Here is a 19,574-nt window from a genome sequence, read left to right on the forward strand (position 1 = left end):
GTTGTGGCAATTGCCGCAGCGCATTGCACTTTAATAGAGGAGCTTAATTTGCGAGTAAAGATTACCGACGGGGTACATTTGAGTGTCGTCCCCACTGATCAGTTTAAAACCACGTATATTAGCGTGAACTTCTTGGCACCACTGCAGCGGGCAACCATTGGCGCGCGGACGCTGCTCACCAGCCTGTTGGAGATGAGTTCGGCAGCCTACCCCACCCAGGCGGAGTTTGCCGCCAAGCTTGAGGACCTGTATGGTGCCAGCTTCGGCATTAACGTTGCGCGTGTGGGCCGGGTGCACCGGGTGAGCGCGGGGATGCGCGTGCTCAGCTCCGAGTTTGCGGACCCCGAGCTGCTCAGTCACGCCTTTGATTTTCTGCAGGAGGCGCTACTGCGACCGAATATTCAGGATGGCCAGTTCAATCAGGCAACCTTCGATATTGAGAAGAAGAACCTCGGGGTCTACCTTGATTCGCTCAGTGATGACCGGGGCACGCAGGCGGCACTTGAATTGCAGCAGGCATACTTCAAGGACCCCGCACAGGCAATTCCTAGTTTTGGGACCGCGCAGAACCTTGAGCCACTGACGGCCCGCGGGCTTGTGCAGACCTACAAGGACATGCTGGCTAACGACCAGGTGGAAATTGTGCTGCTGGGCAACGTTGATTTAGAAACGGCGCGCACACTTGCCAGCGGACTGGGGCTTACTGGCCGCACTGTCGCGAGCAAGGAAATCGAATATGACCAGCCACTACACACCGAGATTGTGCGTAAAACGGCCAGTGAAAACGTGGTCCAAAGTAAGTTGAACTTCGCGTACCACGTCGGCGGGGACCATTTTGGCCCAGAATACTACGCAACGCTGGTGGCTTGTGAACTGTTCGGCGGCTCACCGCTATCCCTACTGTTCCGCAACGTGCGTGAAAAGGAGAGTCTGGCTTACTATGCCAGCGCCAATACGAACATGATGCGCCACTTCATGATGGTGCAAACCGGTATTGACGGGACAAACCGCGCGCGGGTCGAGGAACTGGTTGCCTTGCAGCTGCAGAAGGTGGTTGCGGGGGACTTCACCGACGCACACCTGCAGTCGATTAAGGATGGCATGATTAATGACCGCAAGTCCTCACTGGATAGTCAGGGCTTCTTGTCCAGTTTGGCCCTCTCCAGTGCGATGCTGCCGGACGCTAAACTCGACGCGCACACTGAACTTACACAGATTGCGGCCGTTACCCGTGCAGACGTACAGGCGGCTGCGGCCCAGATGGAGTTGCAGGCAGTCTATTTCTTGAACGGGGAGGCGCAATAATGACAGAACTGAAGGAACGAACGGGTTTAGGTGAGCATCTGTACACCATGACCCTGCCCAACGGTTTGCGGTGCAACTTTGTGCCCAAGCCCGGTTACCACAAGACGTACGCGATGTTTACCACCCAGTTTGGGGCGATTGACGATAGCTTCCGCACCGACAAGGACGCGGATTACACCGTTGTGCCTGCCGGAACTGCACATTTTTTGGAACATAAGCTGTTCGATAAGGCCGATTACGACGCCTTTGATTTGTTCGGCAAGAGTGGGGCGTCAGCGAACGCCTTCACCAGTGCGACCCAGACGAGCTACCTCTTCTCCGGGACCGATGCAATTGCGGATAATCTGAACATCCTGCTTGATTTTGTCCAAGACCCATACTTCACGGACCAGACCGTTGAGAAGGAAAAGGGCATTATTGGTCAGGAAATTCAGATGTACCAAGACGACGCGGGCTGGCGCCTCTACTCCGGAATCCTGGGTAACCTCTACCCAACGCACCCCGTGCACCTCGATGTGGCGGGATCAGTGGAATCAATTGCGACCATCACCCCAGAAGTGTTGCGGGAAGTGCACGCTGCGTTCTATCACCCCAGCAACATGGTGCTGACGATGGTGGGGAACTTTGATGTGCACGAGATGGCGGCGGTCGTTGAGGCTAATCAGGCCCAGAAGGATTACGCGCCCGCACCCGCTTTGGAACGGGGGGTAGTGCCAGATTACGACATCGAGACGATTTTGCCGTTTCGCATGCAGACCATGCCAATTTCCCGCGCTAAGGGGATTGTCGGCATCAAGGGGACCACGAATCTGGAAGACGACATTGAAGGCTTGCGCTACACGTTAACGGCGCGGTTAATGCTGGAATTACTCTTTGGCGATTCCGGGGCAACCTACCAGAACCTGTACAATGCCGGCGTGATTGACGATTCATTCTTCGCCGACTTCGCCCGAGGCCGCGGCTACAACTACATTTCCATCGGTGGCGACAATGCTGATCCAGCGGTGCTCACCGAATCCATCGTGGATGCGGTGGCGAATTACCAGCAGAGTCCAGATTGGAACGCTGACCGGTTCAACCGGCTCAAGAAGGCGGCACTGGGGAAGTTCTACGCGGCGCTCAACTCACTGGAGAGTATTGCCAACCAGATTACGGATGGCAGCTTTGGGAGTACGACCCTGTTTGACGTTCCGGAACTCATGTCTGGCATTACTTTCACTGACGTCGAGGCAGTGGCTGCATCGTTACTGAACCTTGACGCCCTGTCCGTGTTCCACATTGCTAGTGAACAGGGGGATGTTGCTGATGCCTAGTGCATTAATTCTGGGTGCCTCCGGGGATATTGGCCAGGCTGTTGCTCGGGAAATGGCGGGGAATGGCTGGAGCCTCTATCTGCACTACCACGCGCATGTTGCGATTGCGGATCAACTGGCCGCGGAACTCAGCGCTAAGTACCCCAAGCAAGACTTCTTCACCGTCGCGGGTGATTTGCGCGACGTAAATTCCGCGCAAACCATTGCGAACCAGCTGTTTAGCCTGGACGCCGTGATTGTTGCCGCGGGGATGACGTATTACGAGCTGTTCAAAGACGCAACGATTGACCATATGACGGCGCTGATGCGGGTCCACTTGCTGACGCCCATGGCGCTGATTAATCACGTCCAAGATAAGTTGGCGGCTAGTGGCAATGGCCGCATTGTCTTCATTGGCTCAGTTTACGGTGCGAGTGGTTCGGCCATGGAAGTGACGTATTCAACGGTGAAGGGTGCGCAGTCGGCGTTCGTTAAAGCCTACGCTCAAGAAGTAGCGAGCCTAGGCATCACAGTGAACGTCGTGGCACCCGGTGCGGTGGACACGAAGATGAACCGGGAGTTTGGGGCGTCCGCTTTGGAAGCGGTACGTGAAACCATCCCGGCTGGTCGGTTTGCAAACGCGACGGACATTGCGTACTTCGTGAATACCCTGGTGAATCAGCGTGCAGGTTACTTTACCGGCCAGACGCTTTATGTAACCGGGGGCTGGTTGCGATGAAAAGAGTTTGTAACCTAACCATTTCTTAATTCAAGAGCAACCAAATTTATGCTAGACTTATTACTAGATATTAAAGCGAACGGGTGAGGATAACAACATGGACGAGATTGGTCAGAAGTTACGTGAAGCACGACTTGAAAAGGGCTACACGATTGACGACTTACAGCAAATCACGAAGATTCAAAAGCGCTACCTGTTAGCGATTGAAGAAGGTAACTTCGACGCACTGCCAGGCGACTTTTACGTGCGCGCATTCATTAAGCAGTACGCCAGCGTTGTGGGCGTTAACCCAGACACATTGGTTGAGGAATTCCAGCAGGACATTCCGACTCCACAGCCTGAACAAGTGACCCCAGAACCAGAAAAGCGCGAAAAAACGCGCCTCACACCAAAGGCAACGCCAGCCGTTACCAACCGGGTGCGCCGGCTGGTGCCAACCATCATCATTGGGGTGATTGTTGTCGCACTGATTGCCGTTGTTTACGGCTTCACCATCAGCCAGCAGAAGAAGGACAACAAGCCAAGTATTCCGGTTGATTCCTCCAGCGTGCAGGTTGACTCCTCCAAGAAGGCCAAGGCCTCCAGCAAGAAGAAGGCAGCTTCAAGCAGTAAGAAGAAGGCGGCCGCATCTTCCAGCAAGAAGGCCAAGGACGCCAAGAAGTTGACGATTTCTACGCCGACCGCCGCCGACACGACTGCGTACACCATCAAGAAGATGCCAAGTTCCGGCAACAAGGTCGACATTGCGGCGACAACCGGCTCTGCCTGGGTTAGCTTCTCCGTCGGTGGAACCATGACCTGGCAGGGAACATTGACCTCTGGTAATAGCAAGTCAATCGACATTCCGGACGGGACGACGAGCTTCGCCATCCGCACCGGGAACACGCAGGCAACTGCCATCAAGATTAACGGCACGAAGGTTGATCTGGGTGACAGCACCCACTTTACACGGACAATCACCTTCACGGTTGAATAATAAGGGGACGAAAAAGTGAATTTACCTAACAAACTGACGTTGATGCGGATGATCCTGATTCCCATCTTCACGTTGGTATTAGCCCTGGGTTTTCCAGCCGGGACCGTCATGTTTCTTGGCACCAAGGTCGCAATTGCGCGGCTCGTTGCGGTCGTTATCTTCATCGTTGCGTCCCTAACTGACTTCGCTGATGGGCAAATCGCCCGGCGGAACCACCTGGTCACCAATTTCGGCAAGTTCGCCGACCCACTGGCTGACAAGCTGCTGGTCATGACCGCATTCATTTTCCTCGCGGTTGCGGGTCAGGTGCCTGCCTGGGGCGTTGCCATTATCTTGTGGCGTGAGCTGGCAGTAACCGGCTTGCGGCTGCTCCTGGCTAATGGCGGTGAAGTGCTCGCGGCTGCTTGGCCCGGGAAGATTAAGACGACATCCCAGATGTTCGCCATCATTTTCCTGCTCGTCAACAACGCCGGGTTTGCGGCGCTGCACTTCCCACTGGCCAGCATCATGTTCTACATTGCCGTATTCTTCACCATCTACTCTGGGGTGGAATACTTCTACAAGAACCGGTCAGTATTCTCAGATAGCTTCTAACCAAAAGGACGCCCACACACTGGGCGTCCTTTTTGGTGCGGCGTGCGCGTGCGCTTAAGGCGTATAATTGAAGCGGAAACGGTGCTGTGAAACTTTTTGACTGTCAGCCAAAAAAGTTTCGGGGCATTTTCGTTAATTGGCGAAATCTATTAATGTGGGGGCAAAACATGGATGCAGAACTAATTGCAGTCGGAACAGAAATGCTGCTTGGTGAGATTGTGAACACGAACGCCGCGTATTTAGCACGCGGACTCAGTCAGGTGGGGGTAACAAGCCACTACCAGCAAATTGTGGGTGACAACCCGGAGCGGCTGGATGCGGCGATTACCGTGGCGGAACAGCGCAGTCAGATGATTATCCTCATGGGCGGCTTAGGCCCGACGAAAGATGACTTGACGAAGCAGGTCCTGGCCAAGCACCTGGGCCTACAACTGGTCGAGGACGCCGCACACCGGCAAAAGCTGGATGATCTCGCAAAGCAGCGGCAAAAGGTCATGACGCCGAATAATTTGGCCCAGGCGCTATATCCGGAAGGCGCAGTCACGCTGACCAACCACGTGGGGCTGGCAGTGGGCGCCATTGTCTCAGGCGAAGCGCACCAGTACGTGCTCCTGCCCGGCCCACCCCGCGAGTTTACCGTGATGGTGGACCGCGAACTGCTGCCCCGGCTCATGCAAGGGGAAAAGCAGCACTTGGTGAGCCGCACGCTGCGATTCTTCGGCCTCGGCGAGTCGGCGCTGGTAACCGCAATTGGCGACATCATTGATGGACAAGACAACCCCACCGTTGCACCATACATCAAGGACTATGAAGTCACGCTGCGCCTAACCGCTAGTGCGGTCAGTGAAGCGGCCGCAAACACCATGCTTGACCAGCTGCAAGCACGCATTTTGGCCGTGCTGGCGCCGTATTACTATGCGACGGGTGCGAACGTGACGCTCGCGCAAACGGTTGTGCAAGAGCTCATTGCGCGTAAGATTTCAATTACGGCCGCCGAAAGCTTAACGGCGGGACTCTTTCAGGCCACACTTGGCTCAGTGGCGGGCGTTTCGGCCGTCTTCCCGGGCGGCTTCGTCACGTATGCGCCAACAGTTAAGCACCAGCTGGTGGGTGTGAACGCTGCAACCATTGCCGATTACGGCGTGGTCAGCCGGGAGACCGCATGTGCGATGGCTGAAGGCGCAAGGTCGGCCTTGGGCACGGAAATGGCGGTCAGCTTCACTGGGGTTGCGGGGCCGGACAGTCTGGAAGGCCACCCCGCCGGCACAGTGTGGATTGGGCTCGCGACTGCAACCGGTGTGCGCGCTGAAGAATTCCACCTCGGCGGCCACCGGAATGAAGTGCGGATTCGCTGCGTGAAAACAGCCCTCATGATGTTGCTCCACGAATTACGGTCCAATTAGGCCGATTCTGTTCCAGTTGGACTTTTCCCTTACGTTACGTGCACGCGGCTAGCAGTGGCTAGGTGTGCACCAAGGACAGGAGGCCTGACGGCATGGAACAAACGGCAGAAAGCAAGGCGGCACTGGAGAAAGCCCTGAAGAAGATTGAAAAAAATTTCGGGAAGGGCGCGGTGATGCGGATGGGGGCGAAAGCTGATACCCGCGTGCAGACCGTGTCCACAGGTTCGCTCGCATTAGACGAGGCATTAGGTGTGGGCGGGTTTCCCCGCGGCCGCATCATTGAGGTGTACGGCCCGGAAAGTTCCGGGAAGACGACGCTCGCGTTGCACGCGGTGGCAGAGGTGCAAAAAGCCGGGGGTACGGCGGCATATATCGACGCGGAAAACGCGATGGATCCTAAGTACGCCACCAATTTGGGCGTCGACATTGACAGCCTGCTGCTTTCCCAGCCAGATACGGGGGAGCAAGGCCTGGAGATTGCGGACACCCTGGTGGCCAGCGGGGCGGTTGACATTGTGGTCGTCGATTCGGTGGCCGCACTGGTGCCACGCGCGGAAATCGACGGTGAAATCGGTGATGCCCACGTGGGTCTGCAGGCCCGCCTGATGTCGCAGGCACTACGGAAGCTGTCGGGCCAGATTAACCGCACCAAGACGATTGCAATTTTTATCAACCAGATTCGGGAAAAGGTCGGCATCATGTTCGGCAATCCCGAGACAACTCCGGGTGGGCGCGCACTGAAATTCTACGCGACCATTCGGCTCGAAGTGCGGCGGGCCGAGCCAATCAAAGATGGCACGGACATTATTGGCAACCGCACTAAAATTAAGGTGGTCAAAAACAAGGTTGCCCCGCCATTCCGGGTGGCTGAAGTGGATATTATGTACGGTCAGGGGATTTCGCAGACTGGCGAAATTGTTGACATGGCCGTGGCCCGCGACGTCATTGATAAGAGTGGCTCGTGGTACAGCTACAACAACATGCGCATTGGCCAGGGCCGCGAGAACCTGAAGGCCTACCTGGACGAGCACGAAGATGTAAAAAACGAAATTCGCGCGCGCATCCGGGAATTTGGGGCCGAAGAGCCGGAAGCAGCCGTCCCAGATGCTGCAGCTGCCCCGGAACCGGAAGCAGAAGAAGCGTAACGGAGAACTCCCGCCACACAGTTTGGGCGGGAGTTTTTCTGTGCCTAATGCCCCATTTTCGCCGTTTGTGTGGTATCTGTCGTTGACACCCTTGAAGTGTACGGCTAGAATTAAGAACTGTAATAATCTACAAAAATAATATGCATCTGAGTTTGAAAAACTTATTAAAGATGATGCGGAGGTGAGAACGTGACAGCAGATATTCTGCTCGCGGTAGTCCCCGCAGCCATCGCTATTGTGATTGGGTATGCCTGTGGTTTTAGTGTCCACAAGCACATCCATACTAAAAATCTAAACGAAGCAACTAGCACGGCCGAGGGAATTATCGCCCAAGCAAAGACAGAGGCCGCGACATTGAAGAAGGAAACGGTGATTGAAGCCAAAGATGAGGCTAACCGTTACCGGAATCAGGTTGAGGACGAAGTAAGACAACGGCGCAATGAGGTTGCCAAGACCGAAAGCCGCTTAGACGCCCGAGAAGAAACTTTAGACCGTCGTGATGACACGCTCGATCGCAAGGAACAGAGTCTTGCGGATCGGGATACGAATTTAAGCAAGCGCCAGGATGACCTTGACGCACTTGCAGCTAAGCTCGCACACAGTGAAGACGATGCCGAAGCCGAAATGGCCCGCATTGCGGAACTGACGCCTGAAGCTGCACGTAAGGAAGTACTTGATAAGACGCGTGATGAGTTGACACACGAACGGGCCGTTATGGTGCGTGAAAGTGAAGACGAAGCACGAAGCACCGCTGGTAAAACCGCCAAGACGCTGATTGCGGATGCAATTCAGCGCTCGGCCGCAGATATCGTCACCGAAACCACGGTGACGGTGGTTAACCTGCCAACAGATGACATGAAGGGGCGGATTATCGGTCGTGAAGGCCGGAACATCCGCACCCTTGAGACGCTGACGGGGATTGACATCATCATTGATGACACCCCAGAAGCCGTCGTGTTGTCTGGTTTTGACCCAATTCGGCGCGAAATCGCCCGGATGGCGCTTGAAGCCCTCATTCAGGACGGTCGTATCCACCCAGCCCGCATTGAAGAGGCTGTGGATAAGGCCCGGCGCCAGATGGATGAACAGATGCGCGAAATTGGGGAGAAGGCCCTCTTTGATGTGGGCATTCACAGCATGCACCCAGATTTGATTAAAACACTTGGTCGGCTGCATTACCGGACTAGTTACGGGCAAAATGTGCTCGACCATTCGATTCAAGTTGCTAAGCTTGCCGGCGTCATGGCGGCCGAGCTTGGTGAAGATATCACTCTAGCGAAACGCGCGGGGTTATTACACGATATTGGTAAAGCGGTGGACCACGAAGTTGAGGGTTCACACGTTGAACTTGGCGTTGAATTGACGCGCAAGTACCACGAACCACAAGTAGTTGTGAATACAATTGCTTCACACCACGGTGACACCGAAGCAACCAGCACCATTGCGGTTCTGGTCGCTTCTGCTGACGCCATTTCGGCCGCCCGTCCTGGCGCCCGGAGCGAATCGCTTGAGAACTACCTCCACCGACTGGAGAAGCTCGAAAGCATCGCGAACAGCTTCGACGGCGTGGATCACAGTTATGCGATTCAGGCAGGTCGGGAAATTCGGGTCATTGTTAAGCCCGAGAAGTTGAGTGATGATCAGGCCACCCTGGTCGCACGCGACATTAAGAACGAAATCGAACACAATCTTGAATACCCCGGCCACATTAAGGTCACGGTTATTCGGGAAACTAGAAGAGTTGAGTACGCTAAGTAACAATGATTTAGGGAAAGGAACGCATACCGGCGTTCCTTTTTCGTACATAGCAAAGCTACAGATAGGTTAAGAACATGTTGCAATGACTAATTTTGCCTTTACACGTAGTATGATGGTTGTATGTAGATAGAAAGTGGGACGACCAGATGTCGGTATTCAAAATCGTAGTCAGCTTAATTGCGACAATGATTATTTCGGCTGCCATTACGCCGTTCGTTCGGCGGCTTGCCTTCGTACTGGGTGCGGTAGACAATCCGGGTAAGCGCCGGGTGAATAAAGTGCCAATGCCAACGCTCGGGGGCCTTGCAATTTTCCTCGCGTTCACATTCGCCACGTTCGTGCTATTACGGCCACAATTCAACACACACCTGATGTTCTCACTGTTCCTCGCCGAATCCGTCGTGATTGTAACGGGGATGATTGATGACATTAAGGAACTGACGCCCCGGCAGAAGATGCTTGGGCTCTTCATTGCTGCCCTCATCGTGTACTTCCTTGCCGGAGTGAAGATGACGCAGATTAACCTGGGCCCGATTCACTTCCAGCTCGGCTGGCTTAGTCTGCCGATTACCGTGTTCTGGATTCTCGGGATTTCGAACGCCGTCAACTTGATTGATGGCCTGGACGGACTGGCCACGGGGGTATCCATCATCGCGCTGACCACGATGGGCATCATCGGCTTCTTCTTCCTGAGCGTCGCGGAAGTGGGCACATCCATCATGATTTTCGCCCTCGTTGCCGCATTAATCGGGTTCTTGCCGCACAACTTCTATCCGGCCCGCATCTTCCTGGGGGACACTGGCTCGCTGTTCATCGGCTTCATGCTCGCAGTGTGTTCCTTGCAGGGGTTGAAGAACGTGACCTTCATCTCGCTGGTGATGCCCGTCATCGCGCTCGGGGTGCCGGTGACCGACACCCTGTACGCCATCATCCGGCGCCTCTTGAACCACGTGGCCATTTCGCAAGCGGACAAGCACCACTTGCACCACCGTCTGATGCAGCTCGGGCTCACGCACCGGCAAACCGTACTCGTGATTTATGGCATTGAATTAGTTTTCGCCATGATTGCGTTGCTCTACCCCTTGAGCAGCACGCTGGGGAACGTATTGCTGACGATTGGGGTGCTGTTTGGGATTGAGATGTTCGTGGAACTTATCGGCCTGCTCGGCAATAACCGCACGCCGCTGCTATTCATGATCCGCAAGATTGTCCATAAACTAAATAAATGATGTTAATAAAATAGCGTTCTAACCGCGGCCTTCTGGTTGCTGGTTAGAACGCTATTTGTCTGCTTATTGCTCCTTTAGCGGCACTTCTGCGGTTCGGGTGGAACCGAAGCTGAACGCGACTTTCGCGCGCGTGATATTGGTCAGTTCAGCTTGCACGGCTGCGTCTTGTTCGGCAGCAAGAAAAACGTGAATGACGACGTGGTCGGTAAAATCCGCCGTGGCCGTTAGTTCGTGTTCGCGCAGGTAGTTGTCCACCACTTGGTACGTCGCGTAATCAGTGGTGATGTTCAGCTCACGTTCTGCCACCAGCTGCACCAGGCCAAGTGTGCTAATGGCCTCCGTTACGGATTGGGTGTAGGCACGGATTAGTCCCGCGGCGCCCAACTTGATCCCGCCAAAGTAGCGCGTGGTGACGGCCACGACGTTACTAACATCGTGCACGGTGAGTCCACGCAGGGTGGGGGCACCGGCCGTGCCGCTGGGTTCGCCGTCATCGCTGGCCCGTTCGACGCTTACGGGCCAGCCGATGCGGGCGGCCCAGACGTTGTGGTTTGCTTTCCGGTTTGCGCGGCGCACATCCGCCACGAAGGCTTCCGCTTCTTCGGCCGTCGCAACCCGGCCCATACTCGTGATGAACCGGGATTTTTTGATTACAATTTCATTTCTTCCAGATTGGGCAAGGGTAATGCGGTCCATTTTGCGTAATCTCCTTATGAGGTGATATTGATGGTAAAAATTGAAGACGTGGCGGGACAGCAATTAACCACCGCCGAAGTTGCATGGCTCAAACTGCCTGAATCAATTCTAGCACAGGGGCGCAGCGTTGCGGCAATCACACGTTCCGGCCGCAGTGCCCGGTGCAACCGGTGCGGCAGCCGCTTTGCCCAGCACAAGCAGCTATTGCCCAATGGCAGCGTGTATTGTCCGGCGTGCATCGCGATGGGGCGGGTGACGGATCAAGACCGGCTATGGTATTTCCCGGCGCAACCGGCTGTACCAACGCCAGTTCAGATGTCGTGGACCGGTAATCTGACGCCCGCGCAAAAGCGGGTCGCGGACGAACTGGTCGCAGCTTACGAGCGCGGCGCAGAACGCTTGCTGTGGGCTGTGACCGGCGCGGGTAAAACCGAGATGCTCTTTGGCGTACTCGAGCGCGCGCTACGTGACGGAGTGCGGGTGGCGGTGGTGTCCCCGCGCATCGACGTGATTTTGGAGCTCGCCCCGCGGATAGCTGCGGCGTTTGCGGACGTGCCCTTAGCCGTGCGCTACGGTGCCAGTGGGCCAGTGCCGGTCACCCAGTTGCTCCTGGCGACCGTGCACCAATTATTGCGTTACCGGCAGGCGTTCGGCTTAATTGTGGTGGATGAGGTGGACGCGTTCCCGTTTAGTACTGATCCGATGCTCGAAAGCGCCGTGCGCAATGCCTGCAGCGGCACCGTGTTGTTCCTCACGGCCACGCCCGGGGTCAACCTCATGCGCCAGGTTAAACGGGGGCAAATTGGGGTGAGTTATCTGCCGCGGCGTTTTCACGGCTATCCGCTACCCGTCCCCCAGGTGACGATTGTGCCCCAGCCGACACATTTTGGCGCCAAGCAGCGGGCAATTATTTCCCGGGTTATGCGCAAATGTCAGCGCATGTTAGTGTTTGTCCCCTCGATTACCGCGCTAAAGCCGGTGCAGCAGGCACTGGCCGCGATGCAGATTGCGAGTCTGACGGTGCACGCGGGGGAACCGGCCCGGGAAGAGCGGGTGCGGGCACTGCGGGAAGGACGAATCAACGTGCTGGTGACGACCACGATCCTGGAACGGGGCGTGACGTTTTACAACTGTGGGGTCGTGGTGCTGCAAGCCGATGCGCTGATTTTCGCCACCTCTGCCCTTGTGCAGATGGCGGGCCGGGCGGGGCGCAGCAAGGAGCATCCCGACGATCCGGTCGAATTCGTCTGTGCTAACTATACCAAAACCGTCCACGCGGCCATTAAGCAGATTCGGTCCCTGAACCGCCGGGGGGCGCGATGAAGTGCCGGCGGTGTGGCCAGCCGTTATTTGGCCAACATAGTTTAGCCGCCTTGATTTCGCTGCAGCCGCTGATTGACGAAACGCTATGCAACCAGTGCCGTGAGCTATTTGCGCGCATTGACCAGCAGCGCTGTTGTCCGGATTGCGGCCGGGCAGAGCAGACGGGACGCTGCCGTGACTGCCTGCGCTGGGCGCAGTTAGGCGTGCCCGCTTTGCAAAATCGCGGGCTCTACCTGTACAACGACGCGATGAAGGAGTTGATTCAGCAATATAAGGGGATTGGCGATTACAACTTACGCACCTGTTTTGCCGCGGATGTTGAGCGGTTGCGGATGGTCCGGGGCGCGACTTTTGTGCCGCTGCCAACGGAAGCAAAACATTTTGCAGTGCGCGGGTTTGACCCAGTAGTAGGTTTGTTTGGCACCTTGCCGCTCAAAATGTGGTTGGCTAAAGCTGATACGGAGCAGCCCCAGGCCCAGAAGAATCGGGCGGCGCGGCTGCGAACGCCCCAAAGTTTTCGCTGCGTGGTGCCGGCTAAGACTTTGAACCGCACCCGCCTGATTTGTTTGCTGGATGACCTCTACACAACGGGCACGACTTTGCACCACGCAGCCGCAGCAATTCGTGATGCTGGCTATTCGGGGAAAGTGATTTCACGCACGCTCATTCGTTAACAAGGAATTTGTGAAAACGTTTGTATTCCGAACCTTGTCTTAGTATAATTAAGTCAAGGAAGAGAACTTCCTGTTACCGGAAAGGGGAGAAGTTTTATGCTTACTTACAATGTCCGTGGTGAAAACATCGAGGTCACCGACGCAATCCGTAGCTACGTCGAAAAGCGGATCAGCAAGCTGAACAAGTACTTTGCTGATTCCACGCAGGCGACCGCACACGTCAACTTGAAGGTGTACACGAATAAGAACGCCAAGGTTGAAGTGACGATCCCAATGCCATTCATCACGTTACGCGCAGAGGAAACCAGCCCCGACCTGTATGCATCTGTTGACCTGGTAACCGACAAGCTTGAACGCCAGATTCGCAAGTTCAAGACCAAGATCAACCGGAAGTCTCGCGAGAAGGGATTCCCTGAATTCACGACTGCGCCAACTGGTGCAGCTGATGGCGCAGATGAGGTAGACGCACCCGACTTGACCGTTGTCCGGACCAAGCGTGTTTCCCTTAAGCCAATGGATTCTCAGGAAGCAATCTTACAAATGGACATGCTCGGCCACAACTTCTTCATCTTCGAAGACGCAGAGACCAACGGCACCAGCATCGTCTACCGTCGTCGTGATGGTCGCTACGGCCTGATTGAAACCGACGAATGATATTTTAACAATCCAGAAGCAGGTTCTGCGCCGCATAGCGCAGAACCTGTTTTTTGTTGGCTAAGCTAAAAATTTGATGTGAAAAATTGCGCATGGCCGACTGGGCGGCAAGGCTGCAGTTTTGATTTTATTTGCCCCCATCGCTGTAGTATATTAGTAGCAGAAATCAATGTTGCCGAAGTGTGGCGTTTCCGCACGGATAGTGCCATAATTTTACAATCGCGCAACTTTTAGCGACCATTTGTTGTAGGGGCTGTTGCTAATGCAGAATTATGATAGAATAGTAAGGATATTGCACACAGAAACAGCGGTGCAGGGGAAGGATCAACTACATGGCTAACTTGTTACGTAAAATGGTCGAAAGTGACGACCGTGAAGTACGCCGACTCGGTAAGATTGCCGACAAGGTCCAAGCATATGAAGACGAATACGCCGCAATGTCCGATGAAGACTTGCAGGCTAAGACACCTGAATTCAAAACTCGCTTACAAAATGGCGAAACTCTCGACGATATTTTGCCAGAAGCATTTGCGGTGGCACGTGAAGGGGCTAAGCGTGTGCTTGGTCTGTTCCCATTCCGCGTGCAGATTATCGGGGGGATTACGCTCCACGAAGGTAACATTGCCGAGATGCGTACCGGTGAAGGGAAGACCCTGACCTGTACCATGCCGGTTTACCTGAACGCGCTTGCCGGCAAGGGTGTGCACGTGGTGACGGTTAACGAATACCTGAGCACCCGTGACGCAACCGAAATGGGCGAACTGTACAACTGGCTCGGCCTGTCTGTCGGTCTGAATGTTTCCCAGCTGAGCAGCGACGAGAAGCGCGCGGCTTACAACTGTGACATCACCTACTCAACCAACTCTGAACTCGGGTTTGACTACCTGCGTGACAACATGGTTGTGTACAAGGAACAGATGGTCCAGCGGGAACTCAACTTCGCCGTGGTCGATGAAGTTGACTCCATCTTGATTGACGAAGCGCGGACGCCACTGATTATTTCTGGTGGGGCCCAGCAGTCAACCGGCCTGTACATTCGGGCTGACCGGTTCGTGAAGACACTCCACGAAACCGAAGACTACAAGATTGACTGGCCAACCAAGACCGCTAGCTTGACTGAAAGCGGGATTAAGAAGGCCGAAAAGAACTTTGGCCTCGCTAACCTCTACGACACCGAAAACACGGCTTTGACCCACCACCTGGACCAGGCGCTGCGGGCGAACTACATCATGCTGAACGATATTGACTACATGGTGCAGGATGGCGAAGTGCTCATCGTTGACCAGTTTACTGGGCGGGCGATGGAGGGCCGGCGTTACTCCGACGGTCTGCACCAAGCGATTGAAGCTAAGGAAGGCGTCGAGATTCAGGATGAAAGCCAGACCATGGCCAACATCACGTACCAAAACTACTTCCGGATGTACGATAAGCTTGCCGGGATGACCGGGACGGCCAAGACGGAGCAGGAAGAATTCCGCGAAATCTACAACATGGAAGTTATTTCCATTCCGACCAACAAGCCAATCGTGCGTGTGGACGAACCCGATGTGCTGTACCCAACACTTGACAGCAAGTTCAACGCCGTTGCCGATGACATTCAGGCGCGGCACGAAGCGGGCCAGCCAGTGCTGGTTGGGACCGTGGCGATTGAATCTAGTGAACGGCTCAGTGAATTGCTGGACCAACGCCAGATTCCGCACACGGTGCTGAACGCGAAGAACCACTTCAAGGAAGCCGAAATCGTTATGAACGCGGGCCAGCGCGGTGCCGTTACCATTGCGACCAACATGGCCGGCCGTGGGACTGACATTAAGCTTGGACCGGGCGTCAAGGAAGTCGGCGGACTCGCCGTACTAGGGACGGAACGGCACGAATCTCGCCGAATCGATAACCAGCTGCGTGGCCGTTCTGGCCGTCAGGGTGACCCGGGTCTGACCCAGTTCTACCTGTCCCTTGAAGACGACTTGATGAAGCGTTTTGGTTCTGACCGGATTAAGGCCGTTCTGGAACGGCTGCGCGTCGATGACGAAGATCAGGTCATCAAGTCCCGGATGGTTAGTCGCCAGGTTGAGTCTGCCCAGAAGCGGGTTGAAGGGAACAACTACGATACCCGTAAGCAGACCCTGCAGTACGATGATGTGATGCGTGAACAGCGTGAAGTCATTTACAACCAGCGCCAGCAGGTTATCAACGAACAAGAGGACTTGAAGCCAATCCTGTTCGCGATGATTGAACGCACTGTGACCCGGGTTGTGAACCTGCACACCCAGGGTGCGGAAACCGACTGGAACCTCGAAGCCATCAGTGATTACGTGCTGGCGAACATGGCCGGCGACGACAAGTTCAAGCAAAGCGACCTCGACGGGCTCAGCGCCGACGAAATCAAGGCCCTGCTCATGGACCTTGTGAACCAGAACTTCGACGCCAAGGAAAAACAACTGAACGATCCACAGCAAATGCTGGAATTCGAAAAGGTTGTTATCCTGCGGGTGGTTGACTCCCTCTGGACCGACCACATCGATGCCATGGACCAGCTGCGGCAGTCAATTGGGCTGCGTGGTTACGGCCAGATGAATCCGCTGGTTGAGTACCAAGAAGAAGGTTACCGGATGTTTGAAGAAATGATTGCGGCAATCGACGACAACACGACGCGTCTGTTCATGAAGGCTGAAATTCGCCAGAACATCCGCCGTTAATTAACCGAGAATCGGTTCCGCCTGCGCGTGTGCGTTGGTGGGACCGATTCTTTTGTTTTTCTGAAAAAAGCCAAAACGACGTGGACATTTACCAAACATTTAGACTCACGTTGTACAATTGGGCTTGAATAAACAGAATGTAATCGCTACATGGTGCGCCTAAATCGCCAATTTTACGGTAGATGTTACACTTATGTTAGGTGGGCGTGCCCTAAACGTAATGTAACGTGCGTACACTAGGCTTATCAATAATAATAATTTGGCGAGTTCAATCGCGGTTATCAAAGTAAAAGGAGCGCATATCTCAATGGAATTTAGTCAGATTCGCTCAGCACTGGCTGAGATTAGTACCAAAATACAGCAGTTCAGGGGGTCGCTTTGACCTCGATGGTCTGAACGAACAGATTGCTCTGAACGAACACCAGATGGCTGAACCGGGCTTCTGGGACAACGCCCAGGCGGCGCAGGAAGTCATCGATGCGAACAATGCACTGAAGGCCAAGCACGACTCGTTCTACGAGTTGCAAAATGCACTGGAGGACCTCGAAGTTTCCTTCGACCTGCTGCAAGAAGAACCGGATGCCGACCTGCAGGCGGAGACCGAGGCCAATCTGACCAAGCTGCAGGATGAAATGCAGCGTTACGAACTGAACCTGCTACTTGCTGAACCATATGACGGTAACAACGCCATTCTCGAAATCCACCCGGGCGCGGGCGGTACGGAAGCCCAAGATTGGGGTGCGATGTTGCTGCGAATGTATCAGCGTTGGGCTGAACAAAACGGATTCAAGGTGGAAGTTGCTGATTATTTACCGGGTGATGAAGCCGGGCTCAAGAGTGTCACCTTGCTGATTAACGGGACGAATGCGTACGGCATGCTGCGGAGTGAACGCGGGGTGCACCGATTAGTCCGCATTTCGCCCTTTGATGCGGCGGGACGGCGGCACACCAGTTTTGCCTCAGTTGACGTCATGCCCGAACTCGACAATTCGATTAACATTGACGTGTCGTGGGATGACATCAAGATGGAAGTTTTCCGTAGTAGTGGGGCGGGTGGCCAACACATTAACAAGACCAGTTCGGCGGTGCGTCTGATTCACATTCCAACCGGGATTGTCACTTCCAGTCAGGCTGAGCGGTCGCAGTTCCAAAACAAGGCAACGGCGCTGGCCATGCTGAAGGCCAAGCTGTATCAGCGGGAACAAGAGGCCCAAGCGCAGCGCGCAGCCGAAATCAAGGGTGTGCAGCTCGATAACGGCTTTGGGTCGCAGATTCGCTCCTACGTTTTTCACCCGTACACGATGGTTAAGGACCACCGGACCAATTACGAAACGGGGAACGGTCAGGCCGTCATGGACGGTGACCTGAACCCATTCATCTACGCCTACCTGCAGTGGCAATTGGCGCAGAACAATCCGGAATAAATGCTGATAGAGCGCGATTAGAGGGGGACAAAAATGATTTCCATCAAAAATGTAAGTAAAAAATACGATAATGGTGTTCCCGGGATTAAGGACATTTCGCTGGACATTGATCAGGGCGAATTCGTCTACGTCATCGGGCCCAGTGGTGCGGGTAAATCGACCTTCATCAAGATGCTGTACCACCAGCTGACCCCGACGACAGGGAATATCGTCTTCAATGACTTCGACTACTCAACCATGCGGCCCAGCCAGGTACCATTCCTGCGCCGGGAAATGGGGATTGTCTTCCAGGACTTCAAGCTGTTGCCCCGGATGACCATCTTCGAAAACGTGGCGTACGCCATGCAGGTAATCGAGAAGACCGACGCCGAAATCAAGCCGCGTGTGCTTGATGTGCTGCGCCAGGTGGGCCTCGAAACTAAGGTCCGCCGCTTCCCGAGCGAACTGTCCGGTGGTGAGCAGCAGCGGGTGGCGATTGCCCGGGCGATTGTGAACAGTCCCAAGGTGCTGATTGCCGACGAACCAACTGGTAACCTCGACCCCGAGACTAGTGAAGAAATCATGGACATTATCGAAAAAATCAACAACCAGGGGACGACCATCATTATGGCCACGCATAACCGGGACGTGGTTAACGGCCGGTCCCACCGCGTGCTGGAAATTGCGGGCGGTAACTTAGTTCGAGACGAAAAACAGGGGGCATACGGCATTGAAGACTGAAGTAATTAAAAGGCACGTTGGCGACAGTCTGAAGAGTCTGCGCCGTAACGGCTGGATGAGTGTGGCTGCGGTTTCGGCCGTGACGGTCACACTGCTTCTGGTCGGGATTTTTATGGCAATTCTGTTCAACGGGAACCGGATTAGCCACCAGGTGGAAAACGATGTGCAGGTCCGGGTTTACATCGACCGCAACGTGAACAAGACCAAGAAGGCCGCGCTGCGTAAGAAGCTAACCAAGATGAAGAATGTGACCAAGGTTAGCTACCGGTCGAAGTCCACGGAACTGAACACCATCGTTAGTGGTTACGGTTCACAGTGGAACATGTTCAAGGGGGACGAAAACCCACTGAATGACGTCTTCATTGTTGAGACCACGAGCCCAGATTCCACGATGGCCATCGCCAAGAAGGCCCAGAAGCTGGATAACGTTAGCGACGCGTCATACGGGGGCAAAACGGCCCGGAAGCTGTTCACCTACATTGATGGTGTGCGCAACTGGGGCTTTGGCTTCACTGTCTTGCTACTACTGCTGGCCGTCTTCCTGATTAGTAACACGATTCGGATTACCATTCTGTCGCGGCGGGATGAAATCGGCGTGATGCGGCTGGTTGGGGCCACCAACAGTTACATTCGCTGGCCATTCCTGCTTGAAGGCGCTTGGACCGGGTTGCTCGGGTCAATCGTACCCATGGTGTTCGTCGACATTGCTTACCATGTGGTGCACGGCTCGATGGATATCTCTGAAGCCAGCAACGGCTTCTCATTGTACCCAGTCATGCCGTTCCTGCTGTGGCTGGACCTCCTGCTCGCAGTCGTCGGGATTGTCATCGGGGCTGTCGGCGCGGTTGTTTCCATGCGGCGTTTCCTCAAGATTTAAAGGCAAATATTTCCGGAACTATGTCAAACGGTGTTGAATAGTAAATTTATCATTTGGAGTTCGTCCTTC

At 54.8% G+C, this 19,574-nt stretch carries 17 protein-coding genes; 16 read left to right on the top strand and 1 reads right to left on the bottom strand.

Going from position 1 to position 19,574, the window contains the following annotated elements; all coding sequences use genetic code 11:
* The first annotated feature begins 48 nt into the window (after positions 1-48).
* The 9 genes from yfmF to FC18_RS05255 all read left to right on the top strand — a co-directional run bounded on the left by yfmF (position 49) and on the right by FC18_RS05255 (position 10,441).
* A complete protein-coding gene (gene yfmF / locus FC18_RS05215; protein WP_056975651.1) occupies positions 49-1,305 on the top strand; it encodes an EF-P 5-aminopentanol modification-associated protein YfmF in 1,257 nt (418 codons plus the stop codon).
* Complete coding sequence (gene yfmH, locus FC18_RS05220; protein ID WP_056975653.1) at positions 1,305-2,618, top strand: EF-P 5-aminopentanol modification-associated protein YfmH; 1,314 nt, start codon at positions 1,305-1,307, stop codon at positions 2,616-2,618. Before yfmF ends, yfmH begins: the two co-directional genes overlap by 1 nt.
* Entirely contained in the window at positions 2,611-3,336 is a 726-nt protein-coding gene (gene ymfI / locus FC18_RS05225) for an elongation factor P 5-aminopentanone reductase (RefSeq protein ID WP_054679742.1), read from the top strand. The genes yfmH and ymfI overlap by 8 nt, the downstream gene beginning before the upstream one ends.
* Positions 3,337-3,433: 97 nt before the next feature.
* A complete protein-coding gene (locus tag FC18_RS05230) occupies positions 3,434-4,312 on the top strand; it encodes a helix-turn-helix domain-containing protein (RefSeq protein ID WP_054679744.1) in 879 nt (292 codons plus the stop codon).
* A gap of 15 nt (positions 4,313-4,327) precedes the next feature.
* Positions 4,328-4,906: a CDP-diacylglycerol--glycerol-3-phosphate 3-phosphatidyltransferase gene (gene pgsA / locus FC18_RS05235; protein WP_054679747.1), complete on the top strand. Its 579-nt coding sequence runs from the start codon at positions 4,328-4,330 to the stop codon at positions 4,904-4,906.
* A 167-nt stretch (positions 4,907-5,073) separates the two neighbouring features.
* The gene (locus FC18_RS05240; protein ID WP_056975654.1) at positions 5,074-6,309 is read left to right on the top strand and encodes a competence/damage-inducible protein A; all 1,236 of its coding nucleotides are present in this window, start codon (positions 5,074-5,076) and stop codon (positions 6,307-6,309) included.
* A gap of 92 nt (positions 6,310-6,401) precedes the next feature.
* Complete coding sequence (recA, locus tag FC18_RS05245) at positions 6,402-7,454, top strand: recombinase RecA (protein ID WP_054679750.1); 1,053 nt, start codon at positions 6,402-6,404, stop codon at positions 7,452-7,454.
* 189 nt (positions 7,455-7,643) lie between these two features.
* Positions 7,644-9,212, top strand: coding sequence for a ribonuclease Y (rny, locus tag FC18_RS05250; protein ID WP_054679753.1), 1,569 nt, complete (start codon positions 7,644-7,646; stop codon positions 9,210-9,212).
* Positions 9,213-9,358: 146 nt separating this feature from the next.
* A complete protein-coding gene (locus tag FC18_RS05255; protein WP_054679756.1) occupies positions 9,359-10,441 on the top strand; it encodes a glycosyltransferase family 4 protein in 1,083 nt (360 codons plus the stop codon).
* 63 nt (positions 10,442-10,504) lie between these two features.
* Here the strand turns inward: FC18_RS05255 and FC18_RS05260 are convergent, their stop codons facing one another.
* Entirely contained in the window at positions 10,505-11,137 is a 633-nt protein-coding gene (locus FC18_RS05260) for an IMPACT family protein (protein WP_054679758.1), read from the bottom strand.
* Positions 11,138-11,167: 30 nt separating this feature from the next.
* Here FC18_RS05260 and FC18_RS05265 point away from each other — a divergent pair, with 30 nt between their 5' ends.
* The 7 genes from FC18_RS05265 (at position 11,168) to ftsX (ending at position 19,505) form a co-directional block, all read left to right on the top strand.
* The gene (locus FC18_RS05265) at positions 11,168-12,460 is read left to right on the top strand and encodes a helicase-related protein (protein WP_054679761.1); all 1,293 of its coding nucleotides are present in this window, start codon (positions 11,168-11,170) and stop codon (positions 12,458-12,460) included.
* Positions 12,457-13,134, top strand: coding sequence for a ComF family protein (locus FC18_RS12295; protein ID WP_225353747.1), 678 nt, complete (start codon positions 12,457-12,459; stop codon positions 13,132-13,134). The genes FC18_RS05265 and FC18_RS12295 overlap by 4 nt, the downstream gene beginning before the upstream one ends.
* Positions 13,135-13,230: 96 nt before the next feature.
* Positions 13,231-13,788 (top strand): ribosome hibernation-promoting factor, HPF/YfiA family, encoded by a 558-nt coding sequence (hpf, locus tag FC18_RS05275; protein ID WP_054679764.1) that lies wholly within the window; start codon positions 13,231-13,233, stop codon positions 13,786-13,788.
* 332 nt (positions 13,789-14,120) lie between these two features.
* On the top strand, positions 14,121-16,484 hold the full coding sequence (secA, locus tag FC18_RS05280) for a preprotein translocase subunit SecA (protein WP_054679768.1): 2,364 nt from the start codon (positions 14,121-14,123) through the stop codon (positions 16,482-16,484).
* 307 nt (positions 16,485-16,791) lie between these two features.
* A protein-coding gene (prfB, locus tag FC18_RS05285) for a peptide chain release factor 2 (protein WP_191983037.1) occupies positions 16,792-17,908 on the top strand; the annotation gives its coding sequence in 2 pieces (ribosomal slippage) (positions 16,792-16,863 and positions 16,865-17,908; 1,116 coding nt in all).
* 33 nt (positions 17,909-17,941) lie between these two features.
* Positions 17,942-18,628: a cell division ATP-binding protein FtsE gene (ftsE, locus tag FC18_RS05290; RefSeq protein ID WP_054679771.1), complete on the top strand. Its 687-nt coding sequence runs from the start codon at positions 17,942-17,944 to the stop codon at positions 18,626-18,628.
* On the top strand, positions 18,618-19,505 hold the full coding sequence (gene ftsX, locus FC18_RS05295; protein WP_054679774.1) for a permease-like cell division protein FtsX: 888 nt from the start codon (positions 18,618-18,620) through the stop codon (positions 19,503-19,505). The genes ftsE and ftsX overlap by 11 nt, the downstream gene beginning before the upstream one ends.
* Positions 19,506-19,574 lie beyond the last annotated feature (69 nt).

It is taken from the genome of Lacticaseibacillus sharpeae JCM 1186 = DSM 20505, assembly GCF_001436225.1.
In the GTDB taxonomy this organism is placed as follows: domain Bacteria; phylum Bacillota; class Bacilli; order Lactobacillales; family Lactobacillaceae; genus Lacticaseibacillus; species Lacticaseibacillus sharpeae.